Here is a 23,722-nt window from a genome sequence, read left to right on the forward strand (position 1 = left end):
TGTAGTAATGAATGCATTCTATAAGACTCAAATTGTTGCTGTACTGGCGTTGGTGTCCTGCAGCCATGTGCTCGCGGCCTCTGATGTAGAACGCCTGGGCAAGGATCTCACGCCTCTTGGTGCACTAAAAGCCGGCAATGCCAATGGTTCGATTCCCGCCTGGACTGGCGGCCTAACAATGACCAAGGATGCCTTTGATTCGGTAAAGGGCTACAAAAACCCATACGAAGCAGAGAAACCGCTTCTGACTATCACCGCTGCCAACGCGGAGAGTTACAAAGACAAAATCAGTGAGGGACAGTTGGCCATGCTGCGCCGACACCCTAATACCTGGAAGATGAACGTCTATCCAACTCACAGGTCGGCGTCCTTCCCGCAATTCGTATACGACGCGGTTAAGGTGAATGCCGAGCGCACTAAGCTGACAGAGGATGGCAATGGTGTATCGGAAGTGAAGGTGGCCACGCCGTTCCCGGTACCGAAGTCTGGCTTAGAAGTGCTATGGAACCATTTGCTGCGCTATCGTGGAAATGCAGTACAGCGAACCAATGCAGGGGCCAATATTCAGGCTGGGGGTAGCTATACCCTAAACAAAAACCGGGATATCTACCTCTACAACCGCGACTTTCGTAACGACGGCTCAACTGAAGGGAATATGCTCTTCTACTACCTTCAGGAGACGTTGGCCCCACCGCGCGATGCCGGTGTAGTACGACTGATCCAAGATACCGTCAACCAGACGGTCGCTCCGCGTCAGTCCTGGGTGTACACACCGGGTCAACGTCGCGTTCGGCGATCCCCCACTGTCGGCTATGACACTCCTACCGCAGGCGGCTTGATGACGGTGGACGACGTAGACATGTTCAATGGTGCCCCGGATCGCTTCACTTGGGAGATTCTGGACAAGAAAGAGATGTATGTCCCGTACAACAACTACCGTTTTGCCTCTCGCACCAATACATACAAAGATATCATTCAGACCGACCACGTTAATCCGGCTCTCACTCGTTATGAGCTGCACCGAGTGTGGCATGTGCGAGCCAAGTTGAAGCCAGGAATGCGCCACGTTTACTCCCAACGCGACTTCTACTTCGATGAAGACTCCTACCAGATACTGGTGGCTGAAAGCCGTGATAGCCGAGGTGAATTGTGGCGTCTCGCCGAGACCTACATCATCAACTACTACGACCATCAAATCGTGTGGACTGCAGGCGAAGGCCAATACGACCTCATTTCTGGACGCTATACGATCAACGCCCTTGCTCAGGAAGAAACGCCAGTCAACTTCGACGTGAAGCCTGATCTGCAAGATTTTACCCCCGCACGTCTGAGGCAGGCCGGAGTGCGTTAACGCAATCCATTGCTACTCAATTTCAACCAGTTCCGGGGGATTAAACATGCTTCGTCGGCAGTTACTGACAAACACATGCGTTTTACTAGGAGGAATTACCGCCAGCGGGTTGGTAAATGCGTTGACGGGAGGCGATAAGCCACTCCTCACTTTCCCGCTCACTTCGCACCAGGCCCAGCTTTGCTTGGTGCTATCAGACCTCGTCATTCCCCGCACCGACACACCCGGTGCAGTGGATGCGGGCGTTCCCAATTTCATCGAGAACGTGGTGTCCGATTGGTACACCCATCGAGAGCGAACCATCTTCCTTGATGGACTCACTGGGCTCGATAAGTACTGTCTGAAAGAGTTTGGTAGGGATTTCCTGAGCTCCACGTCGGCGCAACAGGCGGTCAGCCTGCAAGACGCCGAAACCATCGCGCAGGCATACGCGAAGGCGCATCCGAAACCGGTTACCCCCGCCACTTTGATGGGGAAGGGGGACATCGATCAAGAGGCACCCTTCTTCACCAAGCTTAAGGAGTTAGTAGTGGTTGGCTACTACACCTCTGAAGCTGCTTCCAGCACGGAAATGCACTATTTGCCTGTTCCAGGCAGATACGACGGTGAGGCAACCCTGCAAGCAAGTGGTGGGCGCCAGTACATCTGGTGATTCTCCGGCCACAGCGCGTGATGCGCTGTGCCCGGCAGCTATTTAATGGTGAGTTATGCAGACTGATTTTGATGCAATTGTCATAGGCTCAGGGATCACTGGCGGCTGGGCCGCAAAGGAACTCTGCGAGAAAGGTTTAAAAGTTCTTGTGCTGGAGCGCGGGAGGGAAATCAAGCATGACATCGACTACAAGGGCATGTTTCAACCGCCATGGAAGATCCCTTTCGGGGGCAAGCCCCTGCGTGACCTTTACGACTCTGAATATCCTGTCCAAAGTAAAATTTACGCTTTTGACGAAACCACCCGCCACTTCTTCAATAACGACAAAGCTAACCCTTACGCGTTTAACCCAGATAAGCCGTTTGTATGGATTCGTGGCGGAGTGCTAGGTGGCAAGTCGTTAGTATGGGGGAGGCATGTCTATCGTTATAGCGATCTGGATTTTGAAGCCAACAAGAAAGATGGGCATGGCTGCGATTGGCCCATTCGCTATGCCGATATCAAGGACTGGTACAGCTACGTAGAAAAATTCATCGGTGTGAGCGGGCAGAGGGAAGGCTTGCCACAACTTCCGGATGGGGAATTCCAACCCCCGATGGAAATGAACCACGTCGAGAAGGTTTTCGCAAACAAGGTTAGGGAAACCTACGGCGATTCGCGCTGTGTGACCATGGGGCGAATGGCCATTCAGACTCAACCGCAAAACAATCGAGGTGCTTGCACATACTGCTACAAATGCGAGCGTGGCTGCACCTTCAAGGCATATTTTAATAGTATTGTTTCGACATTGCCGGCGGCCAAGGCAACCGGCAACCTGACGCTGCGCTGCGATAGCGTAGTTGAGAGTATCGACTACGACCCCGCAACCAATCGTGCTTCGGCTGTACGATTGATTGATGCCAATACTCGTCAAAAGCTGAGGTTCACATCAAAGATGATATTCCTCTGCGGATCGACTATCGGCAGTACGCAGATTCTGCTCAATTCCAAGAGCGAGTCTTTCCCCAATGGCCTGGGCAACACCAGCGGGGTATTAGGACGTTACTTGATGGATCATACCTACGGCAATGGCGCACTCGGGGTGATGCCTGGCTATCTGGATAAGTACCCCTACGGCTATCGTCCCAACCAAATCTACATCCCGCGCTTCAAAAATCTTAAGGAAAACGATCAGCCCTATCTACGAGGCTATGGTTACCAGGCAGCGGCTCAACGTTTGGGCTGGAACTCCAAGTTCTCGATGGTTCCGGGGATCGGAGCGAAGTTCAAGGAGGCCATGAAAGGACCGGGCCCTTGGCTTATGTATGTAGCGGGATTTGGTGAGGTTCTTCCAGACCATGAAAATCACATGTTCCTGCATCCGACGAAAAAAGATTCGTACGACGTTCCATTGGCGTGCTTCGAATTCGTCTATAGACAGAACGAGAAGGCGATGATTAAGGATATCGTTTCCGAGGCCCACCAGATGTTGGCCGCGGCGGGGGCGGTGATGATCCAAGATTTCTCGGGCACGCCTCCTGGCGCAAGCGTCCATGAAATGGGGACAGCACGTATGGGACACAACCGCGAGGACTCGTTCCTCAATCGATGGAACCAGAGTCATGAGGTGCCAAACCTGTTCGTGACGGACGGTTCCTGCATGACCTCGGCCTCCTGCGTGAATCCTTCGCTCACTTTGATGGCGCTCACCGTCAGAGCCGTGCATCACGCAGTGACCGAGTATCAGTCAGGTCGAATCTAACTATGAAGCTCAGTGTATATATGAAAATTATTCGTCGCCTGTCGCTCATCGTGCTTCTGTTCGTGATATGCCTTGGTGCCTTTGTCTATTTCTTCCTGCGTTCGCAGGGAATGTTTCGTGAGCCGCAATATGATCAAGACCGTCCTACCGATTTGAAGGTCAAGATGCCAGCAGTTCTGGTGTTCGACAAAACCAATGGCTTCATTCATAAGGATGCGATACCTGCTGCAAATGAGATGCTCAGTCAGTTGGCGAAAAAGAACGGCTGGTCTCTCTACCACACCGATAATGCGGCTGTGCACAATGTGGAGGACCTAAGCAAATTTCAGACAGTGATCTGGAACAACGTATCCGGGGACGTATTGACCGAGCCGCAACGTCAAGCTTTCAAAGCCTACCTCAGCAATGGTGGAGGTTTTGTGGCATTGCATGCTTCAGGCGGAGATCCCAAGTACGCTTGGGATTGGTATGTAAAGGACCTCATTAAGGCTCAGTTTAAAGGGCATCCGCTGTTCCCGCAGAAACAATCTGGCACTCTGGTTGTCGAGTCTCCCGACGACCCGATCGTTGCCCACCTGCCATCTAGATGGGTTATGGATGATGAGTGGTATTCGTTCGACAAAAGCCCACGTCCAGGGGTTGAGGTGCTGCTAAGCATCGACGAAACAAGCTATTCGCCGAAGATGGCTGGTACCGATATCAGTATGGGTAGCGACCATCCGATGATCTGGAAGCACTGTCTCGGAAATGGGCGAGCGCTTTATTCTGCGTTGGGGCATTACGCTGAAATATATCGAGACATGAATTATTCACGATTGGTAGAGCAGTCGATCATCTGGGCAAGCGGGAAGAGTGGTGCTCCTTGCAAAGCATCAGTTGCGAATTAACGACACTCTGACATCGGGTTGGGTATTGATGGTCGATAAAGTCAAAGTTGAAAAACGGGGCCATGTCTTGTACATCGGCTTGACCCTGTAAAATTGAACGCGATGGACATCGATCTCTATATCGAGTGAGCTGTGGCTTACGGCATCCTGGATACAGACCCAACACTGCGCTGCGGCGTGCTGTATGGCGCAGGGAAAAACGTTACCGCTGAACTGGAACTGGAACTGGAGATGTGGGCTGGTCAGTTCGCTAAGGGGGGCTTTCCCGAGCTTCCAGCAGACGCCTGTGATCCTTTGGCCTGAATCAGTCACGCCGGGTGAGCAAGCCGATTGTCGTAGCAGTCCACCGAATCTGCTACACACTTGCGCTGGAGTTGATGCTAGCTGCTGATATTAGGGGTGCTGCTGACAACTGTTGCTTCGGCCAGATCTGAGTGCAGAAAGGTCTCTATGCCGTAGGCGGCGCAACGGTTCGATTCGTCCAGAATTTCGGCTACTAACCGGTGACGAATTTGATGCAAATGAAGCCTATCGGATGGGGGGCAGTTGGCAAGCAGTTCGAGGAGGCTCTGAAAATTGCAGAACGAATAGCCCGGCAGGCACCACTGGTACGTATCCGACAGGCATAAGCAGGAAGGTCGCGCGGATTACCCTGGGAGATCTGCAGGCTTGCCAATGTGCTACCGAGCGTCGAGAGGCGACGGGATGAGTGTGCAGAAGTCAGCTGAAGCCGTAGTAATCGCCGAAACCGGGGCGATGAAGGGCCGAACAGGTTATGCCGCCAGTAGGCGTCAGAGTCTCGTCGAATGTCCGAAAAGCAGAAATCTCTCGACAAGAGGGCTGTAACCCCAAGTTCTGGACAGAATCCAGGGCTTGCGGCTGGCAGTGCGCAGGCATCGGCGGCGTCTGTGGCGTGGACGAACGCGGAGCCGAACACGCTGATGGAGCGGGTGCTTGCACCCGCCAACCTGCGGCGTGCGTATCAACGTGTGGTCAGCAACAAGGGCGCACCGGGTGCCGACGGCATGACGGTGGAGCAACTGGCGGACTACACGAATCAGTATTGGCCGATCCTCAAGGCTCGGCTGCTGGCCGGCGAGTATCACCCGCAAGGTGTGCGCGCCGTCGAAATCCCCAAGCCCAAGGGCGGAACGCGACAGCTGGGTATTCCCTGCGTCGTAGATCGCCTGATCCAACAGGCCTTGTTGCAACAGCTCACGCCGATTTTCGACCCGCTGTTCTCGGACTACAGCTACGGCTTTCGTCCGGGCAGAAGCGCTCACCAAGCCATCGAAACAGCCCGTGCCCATGTGGCGGCGGGTCACCGCTGGTGCGTGGAGCTCGACCTGGAGAAGTTCTTCGATCGGGTCAATCACGATGTCTTGATGGCCTACGTCGAGCGTCAAGTCGAAGACAAGCGAGTGCTCAGGCTGATCCGTCGTTACCTCGAAGCCGGAATCATGTCGGGCGGGGTCGTCAGCCGACGGCAGGAGGGGACGCCGCAAGGCGGCCCGCTCTCGCCGTTGCTGTCGAACATCCTGCTCAATGAACTCGACCGAGAGTTGGAACGACGGGGCCATCGCTTTGTGCGTTATGCCGATGATGCGAACATTTACGTGCGTAGTCGTCGCGCTGGCGAACGGGTGTTGGCCGGGGTTGAGCGCTTCCTGGGTCAGCGTTTGAAACTATCGCTGAATCGAGAGAAGAGCCGTGTGGCGCGGCCTTGGGTCTGTGACTACCTGGGTTATGGGATGAGCTGGCATAAACAGCCGAAGCTGAAAGTAGCGACGCTGAGCCTGGGTCGCTTACGCGACCGGCTCAGAGAGCTTCTGCGCGGAGCCCGGGGCCACAAGATGGCGGACGTCATTGAACGGATAAACCCGATGCTGCGCGGCTGGGCGGGCTACTTCAAGTTCAGTCAGAACAGGCGAGCCCTTGAGGAACTGGACGGCTGGGTACGACGCAAGCTTCGATGCATCCTTTGGCGTCAATGGAAGCAGCCCTCAACGAGGGCGCGTAGCCTGGTGCGCCTGGGAATCGACGAAAGACGTGCTTGGACGTCAGCATCCAATGGCCGAGGCCCTTGGTGGAACTCGGGAGCGCCACACATGAATCAGGCGCTACCGAAGAAACTATGGGATCAGCTTGGACTGGTCTCGATACTGGATACGATCAACGGTTTATCCGTATAACCTGAACCGCCGTATACGGAACCGTACGTACGGTGGTGTGAGAGGACGGCGGCTGTGAGGCCGCCTCCTACTCAATCATGAAATCTGGCAGTTTGTAAACGTAGAGCGGCTCTGAAATTCAGTTCAATCGAACATCGGAGGCTTAAGTTGGTCACGTTCCGCTTCTGCGCAAAGTAGCGGCACAGTAATGGACAACAAAAATAAAAAATTAAGGTCAACCAGAAGGCGATTCCGATGGCTGAAGCTGACTTGGTCCCGACCGCGGCTCCACGACGGCCCGAGAGGCTCGCTGGAATACTATTCGTTATCTGGTGTTGTGCGGTGAATAATGCTGCACCAGGGGCCATTGGCCAGGGATGGAAGGCTCGACCAGGTAGTCTGTGGAGCTTTCGTGTCATAGACCCCCTCATACCCTAATTGCGCCGCCCAGCCAAACCAACGCAAGCACACCGCTGACCAAAACCATACGGGCTAACGGCGCATCATTATCGAATCACTCAAGTGAATTTTGCACCGAAGCCGTGCGCCGCGTTATCTAAACGTCCTCTGAAGATTTGAAAAATGGGGGCCGGGCCCATTGGCACGCTGATTGCTGGGGTATAACCGAACGACTGTTCGTGCGGGTTGTTAGCATTGTCATGTTTGATTAGAGCCTCATGCGCTCTAGATAGGAGGGTGCCCATGTCCGCCAAATTTCCGACCGTAGCCATAGTAGGAAGTGGGCCGTCAGGCTGTTACGTCGCGCAGTTCCTTCAAAAGAAATGGAGTTCGGCGCAAATCACGATTTTCGAAGCGTTACCTGTTCCTTATGGGCTGGTGCGTTACGGTGTCGCGGCAGATCATCAAGGTAGCAAAACAGTTATCCAGCAATTTGAACGAATGTTCGAGAAAGGAGGGGTCGACTTTCGAGGCAACGTCAATGTTGGAAGAGATATCTCATATTCGAAACTGGCAGAGTCCTACGACGTCGTAGTGCTGGCGACTGGTCTCAGTCATGACGCAGATCTGGATATACATGTCCATCCTTCTGCGCCAGTTGTAGGCGCAGGAAGATTGCTTAAAGCGTTGAATGGTCATCCTGAAGTTGAGCTGCTCAAAAATGCTGATGGTACTACTCGTGAGCTCGGGCGCCATGTCGCAGTAATCGGTAGCGGTAATGTAGCTATTGATGTCATCCGTATGATCGCCAAAACAGACCGTGAACTTGAGGGGTCGGATATATCCGACGAAGTGCGTACAAAGCTTAATGTTGAGCAGGTAAAAAGTCTGACCCTTGTAAGCCGTTCCAGCGCGGTTGACGCGAAATGTGATGGGTCAATGATGGCTGAGCTACTTAGTTTGCCTGGAGTCTGCGTTAGGGTAGAAGGAATTGTTAAAGGTGAGGGGGGGGCGATTCCGGAGTTGTTAACCGCTGCCTCGAACACTAGGAAGACTAGCAATTGTTCAAGGCTTTCAGTTAATTTCATTTTCAATGCTTTGCCGAGTGGAATTGACAATGTGTACGGACAGGCTAAGTTAACGACTATAAATAGAATCTCCTGCATCAGTACTGCCAGAATGTTTGACACCGTAATAACAGCTATTGGCTTCAATAATGGAACTACGAAAGAAGCTACCGTTACGCCTCGAGGCCTGGGCGCGGATGCGATCTATCAAGTGGGTTGGCTGAAACGGGGGCCAAAGGGTACGGTGGCCGAAAACCGTAAAGATGCCAAGTTAGTCGCAGAAGCAATTTTTTCTGATTTTGAAAGTGGCGTAATTAAAGCTGGAAAGCCCGGGTTGATTTCAATCGAACGCGAATTGTCTTCCGATGTCGTTAATTATATCGGTTGGCGTCGAATTGATGAGTATGAGCAAAACTCGGCAAAATCAGGAAGATGTAGAAAAAAGATAAACGATATTCGAACAATGCTCACCATCGCCCATGGTGCGAATTTTTGTGTGGGAGAGGTAAATGCGTTAGAAGTTGCTAATTAACTATTTTTAGTCAAGGATGTAGAAAATGTCTGAGATTTTGATTGTGTTTGGTACAGAGAGCGGAAACTCTGAAATGGCAGCCGATGATATTGCTGCCTGCTTAGGTCGCAGAGGCATCACTGCAGAAATCAAATCAATGGAGGACGTTTCCGTAGCCGGGCTGAAACTGACTTCGCAGCTAGTGGTAGTTACATCGACGTATGGAGAGGGGGAACTTCCGGAAACGACTGCGCCTTTCTTTGAAGCATTGGTAGAGAAGGCTCCTGACCTAAGTAGTGTTAATTTTTTTGCATTCGGACTAGGTGATAGTACCTATGAAAAGTTTAATAACGCCATTGATGTTATTTCCGCGAAATTGGTTGAGTTGGGAGCAATTAAAATTGGCGAAACGGGTCGGCACGATGCTGCGAGCGGTAAGTCTGTGACGATGGTTGCGAACGCTTGGTTTGAGCAGGTTTATAACTGATTATTGCCGGGAGGAACACAATGAATATTACACATGAAGTGCTGCCTTGGGCACATCCAGATTTTCGTCGCAATCCGTATCCATGGTACGCCCGGCTGCAGCGAGATTATCCGTTGTATCAGGAAAGCGAGCGTCAATATGTTGTTTCCCGGTATGAGGACTATATAAAATTTGTGAAACATCCGGCCATGAGTATGGTAGAGCCTGAGTGGGTCCAGCCGCACAACTGGCGTGTTTTCCTCGACACTATTTTGTTCTACGATCCCCCTAAACACACGGCTGTCCGTCGCCATACAAATAAATGGTTTACTCCGAAGCTCGTAAAGGAGTGGGTGAAGCATACTACTGAAGTCACCCGAAATGCGCTTGGGCAGGTTAAAGAGGATGGCTACATTGAAGCACATCATCATATCTGTGTGGTGCCGACACATATTACGATGTGCCGAGTGCTTGGTATCGCTGAGGATGACATTGAGCTCGTAACATTGAATGCATTGAAGATTGTGGGCATGCAGACTCCGGCAGCAACTGAGGCTGATAAGAATCGCGCTAGAGAAGGTTTCGATTGGTTGTTCTCAAAGTGCCGCGCCATCATTGAAGAAAAACGGATAAATCCAGGCGATGGCTTATTAGACGCAATGCTTTCGCTTGAAGCGTCTGGCGATATGACCTCGGATGAGGTGATTCAGACCTTGGTGCTCTTTTATTTTTCCGGCGCCCCCAACCCTGCTTACGTCCTCGCATCTATCCTGGAGCACTTCGCAAGGGATCCTCGCCTTTTTGATCTATATCGGAAAGAGCCAGACGTGCGTGCGGCAATGATCAATGAGTTTATTAGGCTAAACCCTCCAGAACTATCGTTTACCCGCTACCCGACCGAGGAGGTAGAGATTCGCGGGGTTAAAATTCCTGCTGGATCTTCCATTCGATTCATGACAGCAGCTGTGAATCGTGATGAAACGGTTTTCCGTCGGCCGAATCAGTTTGACCATACCCGACCTCAGGAGGCCAGTCAGCACGTCTCTTTCGGCATCGGAGTACATGCATGCGCTGGACAAGTAATCAGCAGAGCAGAAATTGAGGCCTCACTGAACGTCATTGCGGAGCACTATTCCGGAATTGAATTGGCAGAAGAGCCTGTGACTTTAAATGATGATCGAATTCGCAACTACATCACGCTTCCTCTCTATTTTAAAAAATAGCAGGGTGTAGGTTGGTGCTCATATTGTCTTATGAATAAGGTTTTTTTGCTGTATATATGCTTGTGGAAGGAAGTGGTCGTATTTAAATCAAAGAGCATGAATGAATGTTTGTGTAATTTGCAGGAGGAATCTGTGTGTGTTTAATTGCCTGCAAATGGTGGTTACACTGAAAAGCAGACATCTTCTGCAAGCTACGTAAGTGCTGGGTATTACAATAATGATGAAATAGCAAGACCCCATCTGCCAATGCACATTAATGAAAGTTATCATTGGAGACTTCAAAATGACGATAAGCGCAGAGGCCGGGGTTGTTGGGGGTTCTACATCTCCGGATCATGTCAAGCTTACCGGGCAGATGGGCGCATTCAGCTTGGCTCTCACTGTTCTGGCCTTTTCGGCACCCCTTACCACAGTTTCCGGATACATACCGGTTGCACTGTCGTTTGGAGGCATAGCAAGTCCACTTGCATTTATCATTGTAACGGCAATGATTTTGATATTTGGGGTTGGCTATGTCACATTAAATGCTGCGGTTAAGCGCCCAGGGGATTTTTATTCCTTTATTAGTTTTGGGCTAGGTAAATCGTCCGGACTTGGTTCAGGCCTGATGGCCGCAGTTTCATATTTTCTGATTCTTACGGGTGTAGCGGCATATTTTGGTGTGGCTTGTGCAGACCTCCATCAAGAAGTATCCGGTTACTCATTATCCTGGTACTGGTATGCGTTGGCTTGCTGGGCTGCTGTAGGTATTCTAGGCTATTTTAATGTAGAGCTATCCGCTAAGGTTTTGACCTGGGTAATGGTAGCTGAAGTAGTCGTTTGTCTAGTTTTCGCGTTTGCAGTACTAAAAGGCGGAGGGGATACTTCGATTGCTGCCGAAGCGCCGTTTTCTCCTAGCGAATTTACGCGGTCTAATGTTAATTTGCCACTTGCGATGCTGTTCGTAGTTTCTTTCTTTATGGGTTTTGAGGCAACGGCTCTGTTCCGTGATGAAGTTCGCCTCCCTGATAAAACCATACCGATCGCAACCTATGGCGCGATTATATTTATTGGATTGGTATACACATTCTGTGCATATGCATTGATTATGGCATACGGAAGTGGTGTGCAGGATGCGGCCATAAAATCACCGGCCACGATGTTTTCAGTCGCGTTCTCGAAGTATGTGGATGGTAAGTACCATGTGCTGATCTCTCTGTTGATATTAACCTCGTCTTTTGCGTGCATCCTCTCCATTCATAATGTGCTTTCTCGTTATTTGTACAATCTTGGAACTGATGGCGCACTGCCTGCATTTCTCAAACAAGTGCACCCACAGCATGCCTCACCCTTTAAAGCTTCCATGGCCGTGTCTTTTTTAGTTCTCTTGGTTCTATGTCCGTTTATCCTGCTTCAGGTAAAGCCAGAGATCCTTTACGGGCAGCTTTCTGGTGTGGGCACTGCCGGAGTGATTTTCCTCCTCACATTGGTTAACTTTTCTGCGTTGACCTGGTTCGTCAAAAAAGGTCGCTTTGAGAAAGCCAGTTTTATGAAGTCATTTATGGCGCCTGCGATATCTTCGATCTTTTTCATGGGGTTGGTAGTATTGGTGGCTAAAAATTTTGAGTTGCTGGTAGGGGGGGAGCCAGGTCAGCGTGTTTGGATGTTGTACAGTTTATTTTTTGTTCAATTATTTGGAATGGTACTTGCTGGTTACTATAGAAAAGTTAAGCCGGAGATCTTTGAAAAACTGGGACGCAGTCACAGTTGACGTCGCTTATCATTACTTCCGAGTGATTTAATGTCACTCGGATTTTACTATGCTATCGCAGGCTTATTGAGTGGTATTTATCTCGAGTACACTGCTGTGGTAGTCTGTGGTAAATACTTAGACTGATTTTAGGGTTGTGAATTGGATGCGCGAAACCGAGAACGCGGCAGGTATGCTGAGACGCCTTGAAAATTATGTGAACACCTTCGACTGGGATAGCTTGACTCGAAGCAAGCAGGTCATTCTCGACGCATTTCTTCGCGTGGCAACTCGGGAGGGCATCGCTAGCGTTTCCATGCGCAGCCTTGCTGCCGCGGCAGGTGTGAAGCCACCGACTATATATTCTCACTTCCCGGAAGGGCGAGACCAGATTGTTGCCGCCGCAATGCGTTGGCATTACAACAATTTTGCACGTTCGTTGCGTGGAGCGCTAGGCAACTGTCGTACCCCCGAGCAATATTGGGTTGCATTGATTGGATTCCATGTTCGTCAGCAGTTGCAGCGACCGGAGAACGATATTTGGGATGCTCTCATCGCGACAGATCGGATTGCAAAGGTTCTTCCTAAGGGTTTGCGCAAAGAAGTCGATGACTGGGAGGATTTTTGTGACTATATGTACGCGTCGATAGCGCAAGACATCGGGGCTCGGGATTGCGCGGTTAATGCGAGGGTGGTGAGGAAGCTTATAGATAGTGTCGGCTCGTGGTGGCGCTGGGACGGATCAGAAGGTAGCTTAGAAGCTGCTGTAGTTTATAGCGTTAATCTATCTAGAAGAGTGCTAAATTTTTAGTTTGTAAAACTTCAGTATTGAGTTTTATTTATCATCTCAACAGCTGAATTTTAGACAGGGCAAAGTGATTAAGCTTCGGCCATCGCCATTGCGGATCAACTCCGTACGGTGCGGCAGCTAAGGCTTCCTCAAGTAAAGATCTCTCGGTGCAGAACTATCTGGAAAATCGATGGCAGTTGGGCAAGGGTGGCAAACCTTGCGAATTGTGATCGAAGCTAGACAAGGCAGCATCTTCGATGGCACCTGTCTTGAGACGGTCAAGAAAATCAACGACGAGACATTTCGCTTCCCGGTGTCAACCGATCTTACATGAAGTCGCTGTAGACCCCAGCGACCCGGTGGATCGAGTCCCAGAGGAGGGGGCGACGGCGGGCCGGTGATACCGGATGATTACAACGGCTCTGCCAAATGCCTGGACCAGTTATCACAGAACGTTGAGCGATCAGGGAAGTGGGTCCACTCGTCGCCTCCAATTTCAAGCCCAGCATTGTGCTGTTGCCTCTTCAGAACATCACAATCGGATGATAGCAAGCTGCTGTACTACAACGCGCAGTCAGGCTCGCTTGAACAGATTCGGCCCAAGTACGAAACCGACAACATCGAGCTTCACATCGTCGGTTTTTCCAAGGTAGTGGATGATCTGATCTCCGGCATGCGCCAGATGCAGCCGTTCTTCGCGGCGACGCTGGTGATGTGCGGCATCGTGTTGTTCTGGTAAACACGTTGCGTGCACACCACGTTGTTGGTGCTGTTGTGCTCGATCATCGCCGTGGTGGCTGTTGGGTTACTGTCCACCCTAGGGGTTGCTCTCGATCCGTATTCGATACTCATCCCATTCCTGATATTTGCCATTGGCTTGAGTCACGGCGCCCAGAAGTTGAAGGAATCATGCAGGACATCGGCCGCGGCGCTGCGGGTTTCGCCGTGTTGATGATCGCCAAATCCCGGTCATCCAGGACCTCGCCGTCGCCGCGACAATCGGCGTGCTGGCGTTGAATGAGGCTGGGTTGGCTGTGTCCGGAGCAATGTGACGGCTATGGCTACGGCGACGGTCTCTGCTGCAGAGCGGCGACCTTGGACCGAGTCGGATCGCTCGCTCGGCAGTTTGCTGCGTTTGATCAGCCTGCCGATTGCAGCTTTCGTTGCGGCTTACCCAACACTGTGGCCCGGGTCATGCCTATTTTGATTGCTGCGTTGGCGGCTTCGCGGCCTTTTTCCAGGAAATGCGCACTGAAGATCGCGCGATGGTGATTCGTCTCCTGGAAGTGATGCGGGGTCAGCGACACGGAAAGAATCGGCACGCGGGTATCCAGGCCAACGCGCATCAAACCATCAACAACAGCCTGCGCGACGTAGTCGTGTCGATATATACCGCCATCTACCACCAGGGCTGCCGCGACCACTGCCGCGTACTGGCCGGTCAATGCAAGCTCTTGAGCCATCAGGGGCAGTTCAAAAGCGCCAGGCACCTCGAATACATCGATCTGATCCGGACAGATGTTTTCGTAGAACCCCTCCAACGCCCGGTTCACGATATCGCCATGCCAGCCGGCTTTGATGAATGCATATCGATTGGAGACCATGTTTTTACCTCATCCTGTTTTTTTGGTTTCCTCAGCACCTTATGGCCAAGGTCGAATCATGTTGTCAGGCGCTGCTCTCAAGTCGTGATGCTTTATCGAATCAGTCACTTGTTGGTTCACAGTGTGAAGCGGTGATCAGGCAATCTCTGCACAGGTGCGGTAACGGCGTTGGTGCCAGACTAGGCACTCCGATGGAGCCTCTGGCGTTACCACGATATCGGCGATGGAGCCGATGAGAATGGTGTGGGAGAAACCATCGATAGAGCGCTCCAGCCTGCAATCGAATGCGATTAGCGCGCTGCCCAGCAGGGGCGCGCCGGTGACGCGTTGAATCCATTCGGAACTGGCGAAGCGATCTACGCCGCGCTGTGTGAACAGTGTGGCGAAGTCGGCTTGATCAGGTTTGAGTACGTTAACGCCGAACGTGCCCCGTGACAGCAGGTCATCATGGGCACTGGCATTTTTATTCACGCACACGATCAGCGACGGCGGCTCAGCCGAGAGACTGCACAGCGCCGAGACGGTAAGGCCCATGCGGTTTTCCCCTTCACCTGTCGTTACCAGCGAAACCGGGCCTGGCAGAATCGACATGGCATGCAGGAACAGGGTTTTATCGACCCCTGAGTTGGAATGGCTAGCACTTTGTAGCTCTGACATTTTTCTATCTCCACAGGCTTGCAGGGTTGTGCATTTGTTCGCGCCGAAGCGCTGTTTAGCTGTCATGAAAATCACATGATCAAAACTGGCGGCGCGTTGTTGTATGGCCGCCAGCCGGTACAGGGTTCGGGATTCATCTCTGCCCCTCTCGACTCAGGAGTTCGTTACCAGAGGGGCGGGTTGCTCTGATCTCAGGTTCTCTCACAAACGAATAGTCAAACTGTCCCAACTTGAGCCAACGAGGGTTGTAGCGCGTTGAGTGCGGATAGGAGGCGGGCGTTGCATGCGTTCCCACGCGGGACCATGCGTTGCCGCTGTCGGCGCGATTTGTAAGTGACTCAAGATGGGACAGTTTTTTGCTGTCGTGATCCCCGAGACTTGGCCGAGCACGTTGTTACGCTGCCATGTTCCTGGAGGTTTGTCCGGGGGCTGACGGGCCTTTGGGCACAGAGGCATCTGGCAGCGTTGCAAGTGCGTCCAGACAAAAAAACAAGACGGAACCAAACGCCATGAAGAATGCTGTCTATGCATTTATCAAAGCGGGCGCACACGAGGAATTCGTTCAGCAGGCCTTCGATGGGTTTCGCGAGAAAGTTCCCATAGAACGGATTGCGTCATTTGTCGTGTCTGACCTGTTCGCAGTTCCCAATGTGGCGATGGACCTAGCCAGAACGGGCGATTACAAGGTGATTGTCGCCGCAGGTTACGTCGAGGAAGACCCCGCGTGGCAACACGGCCATTTTCTTTCTCAGTCCGTGACCAACGGCTTGATGCGGGTAGGGCTGGATACCGGCGTGCTGGTGTTATCGATACTCGCGTGTCCCAAGGCTGCTCCCGAGAATGCGCAACAGCATCAGGTCATGCTCGAACATTTCCATGCTAAGGGGCGGCAAGCGGCTGATGCAGTGCTGCAAATCAGCAAGCTGAAGGCTTCTCTACCCGCTCTCAGACAGTTTCTTGAACGGTTGTGGCCTGTCTAGAAAAGTCTTTGAGGTGGTTGCTCATCAATCCGTCCGGCTGTCGTCATCGGGAAAAACATGTCTCTCAATACTGGCTCTATTCGCGTCAAAATTGTTGTATTGGCAGGCTTGTGCCTGCTCGGCATAGTTGCTGTGGTGGTGGCCATGAATATCCACTTTTCCAGCGTGAATAATTCGCTAGTCGCCCAAGCCAGCGAGCGCGCGATGATCCAGGGCGCTAAGACCTTGCTTCAGGCCAAGGCGTCTGAACAGACGGCCGTGTTGGGCAGTTATTTTCGTCAGAGCCAGATACTGCTGACGTCGCTGGCCGATCAAGTCACCGCCCAGAGTGAAGGGTGGAAGCGACACGGCGGTAATCCCGCAGTATTGCGTGAGTTGCTCAACGATAGCGTGAAAAAGCTGTATGAACGCAACACCGCACTCGGCTTGCAAGGGCTGTGGATCGTCTTCGAGCCAGATTCACTGGATGGTCAAGATGCCGTTTTTGTGGGAGATGCAACTCACAGCGGAAACGACACCGGGCGCTTCACCGCTCAATGGAGTCGCTACGGCGGGAGTTCGGTGAATTCGACTATTGCAGAAGCGGATCTAGTGAAAACCGACCTGAATGCCAGCGGTGTTCCCTACAACAACTGGTTCGTTTGTCCGAAAACGACGCGGCAGCTATGCGTGCAATCGCCCTATAACGACACCGTCAACGGTGAAAAAGCACTGCTTACGTCGATATCGATGCCCGTCATCGTCAATGGCGTTGTGGTGGCCGTCGTCGGGGTCGATCTATCGCTGGCGGCGCTGCAAGCCGGGGTACATAAGAGTGCTGCGGGTCTGTTTGGAGGTCAGAGCTACATCATTGTGACATCCGCCGATGGCGTCGTTGCGGCGGACAGTGTCGATCCCGCAGCCATTGGTGCACCTTTGCCGCCCGACATGGGTGGCAAGGTGCAGGATCTGGCAAAAGATGGCACCGCGGTGGTCGAGAGCGAGGGAGAGATTCGTGCGACGATCCCTTTGAATGTGGCAGAAGGTGTAATGCCTTGGAATGTGCTCCTGGGCGCGCCCCGACAGGTGCTGCTCGAAGACACGCTCGCGGTGCAGCGGCAACTGAACGACGCGCAGGCTCGAGGGGTGACGAATACGGTGTTGGTTGGCTTCGTTGCAGCTTTGATTGGGTTGACGCTGATATGGCTGATGGCCTCTGGTGTGATTCGTCCAATCAACTCGGTGGCACAGATGCTCAAGGAGATTGCCACCGGTGATGGCGATCTGACGCGTCGCCTGGATTACGTCAAGCGAGATGAGCTCGGTGAGCTGGCGAGCGGGTTCAATCGTTTTCTGGACAAATTGCAACCCACCGTCGCCCGGATCAAGCAAAGCATTATTGAAATCCGAACTGCCGCCGACCAGTCCTCGACAGTCACCCGTGAAACAAGCGAAGGCATGCAGGTTCAGTTTCGGGAAATCGACCAGGTAGCTACCGCATCGAATGAAATGAGCGCCACCGCGCTGGACGTTGCCACCAATGCGTCAAGTGCAGCCACTGCCGCCCAGGTCGCGGATAATGAGGCTCAGGATGGGATGGCGATCATCCGTCACAGTACGGCTGAGGTTACCAACCTGTGTGAAGAGATAAGCCGCGTGGTGGTCCAGGTTGAGGCACTGGCGGTCAGCAGCGAGCAGATCGGCTCGGTGCTGGATGTCATCCGGGGCATTGCGGAGCAGACAAATTTGCTGGCGTTGAATGCGGCCATCGAAGCGGCGAGGGCAGGTGACAGTGGACGTGGGTTCGCTGTGGTGGCCGATGAGGTGAGGGCTCTCGCACGACGCACCCAGGACTCAGTCGAAGAAATCCGTCACGTCGTTGAGCAGGTCCAGGATCGCACCCGTGGCGTCGTCACACTGATGCACAACAGTCACAGCAAGACCCAGGACAATGCACAAAGTATTCACAAGGCACTCAAGGCTCTGGATCGTATCGGTGAAGCAGTCACCGTCATCACTAGCATGAACCTGCAAATTGCGAGCGCCGCCGAAGAGCAGGGTGCGGTCGCTGAAGAGGTCAACCGCAACGTTGCCAACATCCGTCGTGTGACGGAGTCCTTGACCCGTCAGGCTAGCCAATCGGCGCAGATCACCGGTCAGTTGAATGTGTTGACGGTCGAGCAGATGCGGCTGATGGATCACTTCAAGGTCTGAGTGCCGCGAACGCTTGCCGCCGGGCTTAGACGTCTGTACCTAAATGACACAGTCGGCATTCTCGACAGAGCGCTAAGGTGACGCAAGTAACAATGCCTGGGCGCGAACCCATTAATAACAACGGAGAGAATTATGAATAGAGTTTTGGGCAAGGTGACAATTATTACCGGTGCAGCGCGTGGTCAAGGCGAAGCTCACACGCGGTTGTTCGCTTCCGAAGGTGCAAAGGTGTTGATGACCGATGTGCTCGATGCCCCCGGTTCGGCGGTGGCGCAAGAATTGCGAGATGCCGGCTACGATGTTCATTATCTCCACATGGATGTGACCTCCGAGGCTGATTGGATCGCTGTCGTCAAAGAGGCCGAAGCGCGCTGGGGACGGGTAGATATTCTGCTGAACAATGCCGGCATCGTTGGTTCCATGAAAGGCGCTCACGAAGAAGAACTCAGCGCCTGGACCAAACTGACGGAGATCAACCAGCAGGGGGTTTTCCTCGGTATCAAGCACGCGGTGCCGGCCATGCAGCGTGCCGGTGGCGGCTCCATCGTCAACGTTTGCTCCATCAACGGCCAGGTGGGCGGAGCAGGCTCCTTCTCCTATCAGGCCTCCAAGGGCGCCGTGCGCATGATGACTAAAGCGGCTGCGATGCAATATGTGAAGGACAACATTCGCGTCAATTCGATTTGCCCAGGTCTGGTAATGACTCCGATGGCAGAAGAAGAGGGCGTCGAATCCAATAATGCCTTCGCAGCCGCTACGCCTATGGGCCGAGGTGCACGTCCAGAGGAAGTCAGTTACGGCGTGCTGTACCTGGCCTGTGATGAAGCGAGCTACGTAACGGGTACCGAGCTGTACATCGACGGCGGCTATACCGCTCAGTAATAGAGACAAACCGGCCTTGTGTGGTCTGGCATCACAATTGCTCATAGATCACTTCGCCAGCTACTCGGGTTCAGCGTCCGCCAACAGCCACTCGTTTCATCCCCAACGAATACTTGCGAAGGGTTCTGACGAATAGGGTCAGCGGACGTTTAACTCAACCTAGGCAGAGGAGCAATTCATCAGGAACTTGAGGGGGGACGGTACACCCTTGAGGTCTGCGCCAAGCGTAAAGCCGGTCTGCACTGCCTTGCTTGCCTCTCAAGAGCGGAGAATTGACATGAACCCTAAAATGACTAACAAGCGGCACGAAGTTGCCGCAGGTTCACTTACTAAATCTGCCATTATCACGCTCAGAGAAAAATTCCTATGTGACCCCCTGCATACCGATTTGTCCACGCTACGCCCGGTAATCGCAAGATCGTGGCAACGCAGCGCGCTATGTCAGGTCAGCCCTGCTCAAAAAACCATGGAACTGGTCGCCAAGCCGCACCTGGATGACAGGATTTTACAAACGGCACGGCCCATTCTTGACGAGCTTGAACGCTTGTGTGTGGAATCACAAGGCATTGTGACCCTGGCCGATTCAATGGGGACCATCGCTGATTTTCGTGGCGACCCAATGATGGTTAAGCGTGCGGAGAAGAGTTTCCCGATCCTGGGGGGCTGCATGTCCGAAGATCAGATCGGCACGAATTCGGAGGGCACAGCGATTGAAGAAGGTGGTGCCGTCCAGGTTTGGGGCGCCGAGCACTTCAATGATGCACTGCAAGATATGTATTGCACCTCGGTACCGATCCGCGACCCGCTGCGACGCTCTATCCGCGGGGTCCTGAGCCTTGCGTTTCCCGAGCGACTCGTGATCGGTATGGATCCACGTTCGATTCTGCTGATCCTTCAGGGGGCGGCATCTCAGATCAATAGTGCGTTGGCCGCCAGCCTGGCTGCGCGTGAACAGTTGCTGTTGTCCGAATATCTGCGTGAATTGCGCAAGCGGGGCACCGATGCGGTGATCGCCATGGACGGAAAGACCACCATCGCCAGCCGCAGCGCGATGCAGATGCTTGATCAGAGTGACTACGCAGTGTTGGCGGGTTATGCCCAAGAGATTCGGCATTGCAACGAGCCTATCGAGCGCGAGATCAGTTGCGGTCTGGAAAAAAAACTGTTCCTGCAAGCCCGGCCGGTCGACGGTGGTGATGGAGATGCGGGCGCTGTCATGCGTTTGCGCAAGTCTGAAGCGCGCTCCTCCCGCAATCGGTTGTCTCGGAGCACGGGGAGCAAGGGGCAGTTCGAGCAACTGATTGGTAACAGTTCATCCTTCAAGCGGGCCATCGAGGGCGCCGCGACCGCTGCAGCCAGGGGAATCTCGGCCTATATCGTCGGTGAGACCGGTACCGGCAAGCTGTTATTGGCCAACGCCCTGGCTGGTCGAATGGGAGTGCCTATCCGTACACATCAATGCACTGCATTGTCCTTGGATAATCGGCTGAACATTCAACAAGTTTCCGATGACTTGGCCAACGGTGGCGCGGTGGTTTTTCATCGCATAGATAGTTTGCCGACGCTGTTCAGGGACCAATTGACGTTATTGCTTTCGGGGCTGGACCAACCCAAGGTGTTCATGACGTTTGCCACCGTGACTGACGATATGCTCCCGTTAATTTCTAGTATGCAGGGTATTGAAATTCAGATGCCTTCATTGCGTATTCGTCGAGATGACATCCCGTTGCTGGTCGACCATTTCCTCAATGCGTCGCCTCAACCACGTCGTGTATCGTCACGCCTACTTGAGGTACTGGCGGGGGCTGAGTGGCCCGGTAATGTCCGGCAGCTCAAGGAGGTCGTCGAGGCGGCGGCACTCAAAGCGACAGGGATTGAGGTCAGGCTGGACGATCTGACAGAAGTGCATCGTCGCGCGCTGGCGCGGATTCGGCTCAGTCGCTTGCAAAGAGCTGAACTGGAGCAAATTCGAGAGGCGCTGATCGAGGCGGGGGGGAATCGGCTACGTGCTGCCGAGATACTTCGGATAGGGCGGTCGACACTGTATCGCAAGATAGATTCATACACCGTACGAGGCTTTGAGATCGAAGTCCGTTCCTGACGGTTTCATCATTACATCAACACAATGAAAATAGTCCTGGCACAAGTCCGGGACTATTTTCATCAAGCATTAGCGTACTACGTTGAGCAGACGCCCCACTTCGCTGATTTCTACCTCAACCACGTCGCCGGCCTTCAGCCAGAATGGCGGAGTACGTTTGCTGCCGATGCCTTCAGGGGTGCCCGTCGCAATGATGTCGCCGGGTGATAGTTCGAGAAAGCTTGAAATAAACGAAACCACGTCAGCGATCGAGAAGATCTGATAACTGGTGTTGGAAGATTGCATCACCTCGCCGTTGACCCGCGTCTGAATATCCAGCTCTTGGGGGTTACTGATTTCGTTCAGGGTCACCAGGGCAGGACCACAAGGTGTCGAACCGTCGATTGCTTTGCCTGGAGTCCACTGCGTGCCGCGCAGTTGAAGGTCGCGAGCGGAGGTGTCATTCAGCACGGTCAGGCCGGCCACGTAGTCGAGTGCCTCTTCCGGTTTTACATTGCGGCATGGCTTACCGATCACCACCGCCAGTTCACCTTCGAAGTCCAGATTTGGGGTGAGGCTTGTGCAGGCGATATCATCCGTGGCGCCGATCAGCGAGGTGTTGAACTTGCAGAAAATGTCGGGAGCGCTCGGCAGTTTTCGACCGGTTTCAGCCACGTGATCGCGGTAGTTTAGGCCTACACACAATACTTTGCTCGAATCATGAATAGGTGGACCCAGGCGCAGTTTGCTGATTTGGCCAACTGCAGTTTCCGGGTTGGCCCTGGCCGATTTGACAACGCGTTCTTCCAGCGCCGCCAGCTTGCCCTGCCACTGGGTCAACAGTTGGCGATTGGTAAGCTGTGCGGGGGCGTCTTCGCCTATGGCGGTGAGCAATCGTTTGGTGTCGAACACGTGCTCATCAATCAGGATGCCTGGCTGCAACTTGCCTTGGCTTTCGTAATTTACCAGCTTCATTTGTTTACCTTGATAAGAGAAGTGCTGTAGCCAGGTTCGCGCCCGGCGCGTTGGTGTGGTTTGCCTGCGTACCGAGCAACAGGCGAGTGATACAGGCAACGAGGAGTGCAAGCACCCCTCGTCGCGGTTATCAATCGGTGATGCCAGCAGGGCGCTTCAAGTCCGCAAGTTTCTCGGTTTTGTGCACGATGCCCTTGATGCGAGGCAGTACTTCGGTGCCCAAAAGTTCGAAGTGACGGCGGTATTTTTCACGCTGATCGAGGTAGTCAAACGAGAAGTGGATCAGGGTGCCGAACCCACCGGATGCATCCAGATCACGTTGCAATTTTTTCACTATGGTGTCCGGAGAACCGACAAGCCACTTTTCTCGCGCCAAGTATTCAATGTCGATGTCATTCGCTGTCACTTTACCCAGCTCTGGAACCATCAATGGCAGGAACCCGCCGCGCTCGTAGCCTGGCAGCATCCATTCGCGATACGCCTGTCCCATCGCACCGTTGACGGCCATGTCTATCGCTTCTTCGTCGGTATCGGCTACCAGGATGTTATGGGCGATTCGCCATTGGTTGCGGTCAGCGACCTTGCCGGCCGCTTCCGCACCCTGCATGTAGCGGTACCAGTGGCCGGCCAGGTATTCGCGGCCCACGTTGAAGCTCATCGGTAGATAGCCGTTGCGGCCGGCCTCGGTCAGCGTCTTCGAATTCGGGCTCAGGCCTGCCATCGCCAGCGGTGGGTGTGGTTTCTGAAAGGGTTCAAAGAATGGCCCTTGCTGAATTTCGTCGTACTCAGGAACTTCGAATTGCCAGTATTTGCCTTCGTACTTGAATGGCCCTTTTTTCTCCCAGATTGCACGCATGATATCTACGGCTTCAGCCATTTTCTCGGGAGGGTTGGTGTTGCCGTGGATCTTGTGGTCGGAAGGGTAAGCGCCCGCGCCCAGACCGACGATTAGACGGCCCTGGGACATGTGGTCCAGTTGCATCAGCCGGTGAGCCAGGGCAACCGGGTTGTGGTTCGCCGGCACGTTGGCGCCGGTGGCGAGCTTGATTCGCTTGGTTTGTGCTAGCGCAGCCGCAAGGTAAAGCTCAGGCGAACAGACGGGCTCCCAGCGCATGGTGCTGTGCTCGGCTACCCACACTTCGGATAAACCAAACTCATCTGCCCAGCGAATGACTTGCATGTCCCATTCGTAGCCATCTTTCAGGCTGGTCTGTGGTGCGCGAAATGGCACCATGAAGAGACCGATATCCATAAAAACCTCCAATTTATTGTGAGTTACAACGTGATTGAGCTTGCGCGGGCGCCCGCTCGACGTTGAACGAGGCGCAGGTCGCCCGGGCCTTTTTTGCGGGCCCAGGTGTTAT

At 53.3% G+C, this 23,722-nt stretch carries 19 protein-coding genes and 1 pseudogene; 15 read left to right on the plus strand and 5 right to left on the minus strand.

Annotated elements, in window-relative coordinates; genetic code table 11:
* Positions 1-7: 7 nt before the first annotated feature.
* The 11 genes and pseudogenes from J3361_RS03110 (at position 8) to J3361_RS03160 (ending at position 13,008) form a co-directional block, all read left to right on the plus strand.
* Positions 8-1,351 (plus strand): DUF1329 domain-containing protein, encoded by a 1,344-nt coding sequence (locus J3361_RS03110; RefSeq protein ID WP_207962448.1) that lies wholly within the window; start codon positions 8-10, stop codon positions 1,349-1,351.
* Between the two features lie 46 nt (positions 1,352-1,397).
* A complete protein-coding gene (locus J3361_RS03115; protein ID WP_207962449.1) occupies positions 1,398-2,003 on the plus strand; it encodes a gluconate 2-dehydrogenase subunit 3 family protein in 606 nt (201 codons plus the stop codon).
* A 55-nt stretch (positions 2,004-2,058) separates the two neighbouring features.
* Positions 2,059-3,744 (plus strand): GMC family oxidoreductase, encoded by a 1,686-nt coding sequence (locus J3361_RS03120; protein ID WP_046061892.1) that lies wholly within the window; start codon positions 2,059-2,061, stop codon positions 3,742-3,744.
* A gap of 2 nt (positions 3,745-3,746) precedes the next feature.
* Positions 3,747-4,631, plus strand: coding sequence for a ThuA domain-containing protein (locus tag J3361_RS03125; RefSeq protein ID WP_052719908.1), 885 nt, complete (start codon positions 3,747-3,749; stop codon positions 4,629-4,631).
* Between the two features lie 132 nt (positions 4,632-4,763).
* Positions 4,764-4,934, plus strand: coding sequence for a hypothetical protein (locus tag J3361_RS03130; RefSeq protein ID WP_207962450.1), 171 nt, complete (start codon positions 4,764-4,766; stop codon positions 4,932-4,934).
* A gap of 472 nt (positions 4,935-5,406) precedes the next feature.
* Positions 5,407-6,823: pseudogene (gene ltrA, locus J3361_RS03135) on the plus strand (group II intron reverse transcriptase/maturase).
* Positions 6,824-7,504: 681 nt separating this feature from the next.
* On the plus strand, positions 7,505-8,800 hold the full coding sequence (locus tag J3361_RS03140) for an FAD-dependent oxidoreductase (RefSeq protein ID WP_082097885.1): 1,296 nt from the start codon (positions 7,505-7,507) through the stop codon (positions 8,798-8,800).
* 25 nt (positions 8,801-8,825) lie between these two features.
* On the plus strand, positions 8,826-9,266 hold the full coding sequence (locus tag J3361_RS03145) for a flavodoxin domain-containing protein (protein WP_046061890.1): 441 nt from the start codon (positions 8,826-8,828) through the stop codon (positions 9,264-9,266).
* A 20-nt stretch (positions 9,267-9,286) separates the two neighbouring features.
* On the plus strand, positions 9,287-10,468 hold the full coding sequence (locus J3361_RS03150; RefSeq protein ID WP_207962451.1) for a cytochrome P450: 1,182 nt from the start codon (positions 9,287-9,289) through the stop codon (positions 10,466-10,468).
* A 256-nt stretch (positions 10,469-10,724) separates the two neighbouring features.
* The gene (locus J3361_RS03155) at positions 10,725-12,218 is read left to right on the plus strand and encodes an APC family permease (RefSeq protein ID WP_052719907.1); all 1,494 of its coding nucleotides are present in this window, start codon (positions 10,725-10,727) and stop codon (positions 12,216-12,218) included.
* A 145-nt stretch (positions 12,219-12,363) separates the two neighbouring features.
* Positions 12,364-13,008 carry a TetR/AcrR family transcriptional regulator gene (locus J3361_RS03160; RefSeq protein ID WP_052719906.1) on the plus strand — a complete coding sequence of 215 codons (645 nt, stop codon included), beginning with the start codon at positions 12,364-12,366 and terminating at the stop codon, positions 13,006-13,008.
* A gap of 606 nt (positions 13,009-13,614) precedes the next feature.
* On the opposite strand, the gene J3361_RS03165 is transcribed toward J3361_RS03160, so the two are convergent.
* From J3361_RS03165 to J3361_RS03175, 3 genes are all read right to left on the minus strand, one after another.
* Positions 13,615-13,839: a hypothetical protein gene (locus J3361_RS03165; protein WP_161798334.1), complete on the minus strand. Its 225-nt coding sequence runs from the start codon at positions 13,837-13,839 to the stop codon at positions 13,615-13,617.
* A gap of 287 nt (positions 13,840-14,126) precedes the next feature.
* Complete coding sequence (locus tag J3361_RS03170) at positions 14,127-14,591, minus strand: 6,7-dimethyl-8-ribityllumazine synthase (RefSeq protein WP_046061888.1); 465 nt, start codon at positions 14,589-14,591, stop codon at positions 14,127-14,129.
* 135 nt (positions 14,592-14,726) lie between these two features.
* On the minus strand, positions 14,727-15,314 hold the full coding sequence (locus tag J3361_RS03175; protein WP_200899315.1) for a flavin reductase family protein: 588 nt from the start codon (positions 15,312-15,314) through the stop codon (positions 14,727-14,729).
* Positions 15,315-15,757: 443 nt separating this feature from the next.
* Here J3361_RS03175 and J3361_RS03180 point away from each other — a divergent pair, with 443 nt between their 5' ends.
* The 4 genes from J3361_RS03180 (at position 15,758) to J3361_RS03195 (ending at position 21,404) form a co-directional block, all read left to right on the plus strand.
* Positions 15,758-16,228: a 6,7-dimethyl-8-ribityllumazine synthase gene (locus J3361_RS03180; RefSeq protein WP_046061887.1), complete on the plus strand. Its 471-nt coding sequence runs from the start codon at positions 15,758-15,760 to the stop codon at positions 16,226-16,228.
* Positions 16,229-16,285: 57 nt separating this feature from the next.
* Positions 16,286-18,421 (plus strand): methyl-accepting chemotaxis protein, encoded by a 2,136-nt coding sequence (locus J3361_RS03185; RefSeq protein ID WP_207962452.1) that lies wholly within the window; start codon positions 16,286-16,288, stop codon positions 18,419-18,421.
* 132 nt (positions 18,422-18,553) lie between these two features.
* On the plus strand, positions 18,554-19,303 hold the full coding sequence (locus J3361_RS03190; protein ID WP_046061885.1) for a glucose 1-dehydrogenase: 750 nt from the start codon (positions 18,554-18,556) through the stop codon (positions 19,301-19,303).
* Positions 19,304-19,580: 277 nt separating this feature from the next.
* Complete coding sequence (locus J3361_RS03195) at positions 19,581-21,404, plus strand: helix-turn-helix domain-containing protein (RefSeq protein WP_082097881.1); 1,824 nt, start codon at positions 19,581-19,583, stop codon at positions 21,402-21,404.
* Between the two features lie 69 nt (positions 21,405-21,473).
* Here the strand turns inward: J3361_RS03195 and J3361_RS03200 are convergent, their stop codons facing one another.
* On the minus strand, positions 21,474-22,358 hold the full coding sequence (locus J3361_RS03200) for a fumarylacetoacetate hydrolase family protein (RefSeq protein WP_046061883.1): 885 nt from the start codon (positions 22,356-22,358) through the stop codon (positions 21,474-21,476).
* A gap of 130 nt (positions 22,359-22,488) precedes the next feature.
* Positions 22,489-23,610 carry an LLM class flavin-dependent oxidoreductase gene (locus J3361_RS03205; protein WP_046061882.1) on the minus strand — a complete coding sequence of 374 codons (1,122 nt, stop codon included), beginning with the start codon at positions 23,608-23,610 and terminating at the stop codon, positions 22,489-22,491.
* Between the last annotated feature and the right edge of the window lie 112 nt (positions 23,611-23,722).

This window comes from Pseudomonas sp. OA65 (genome assembly GCF_017498305.1).
Lineage (GTDB): Bacteria > Pseudomonadota > Gammaproteobacteria > Pseudomonadales > Pseudomonadaceae > Aquipseudomonas > Aquipseudomonas zanjanensis.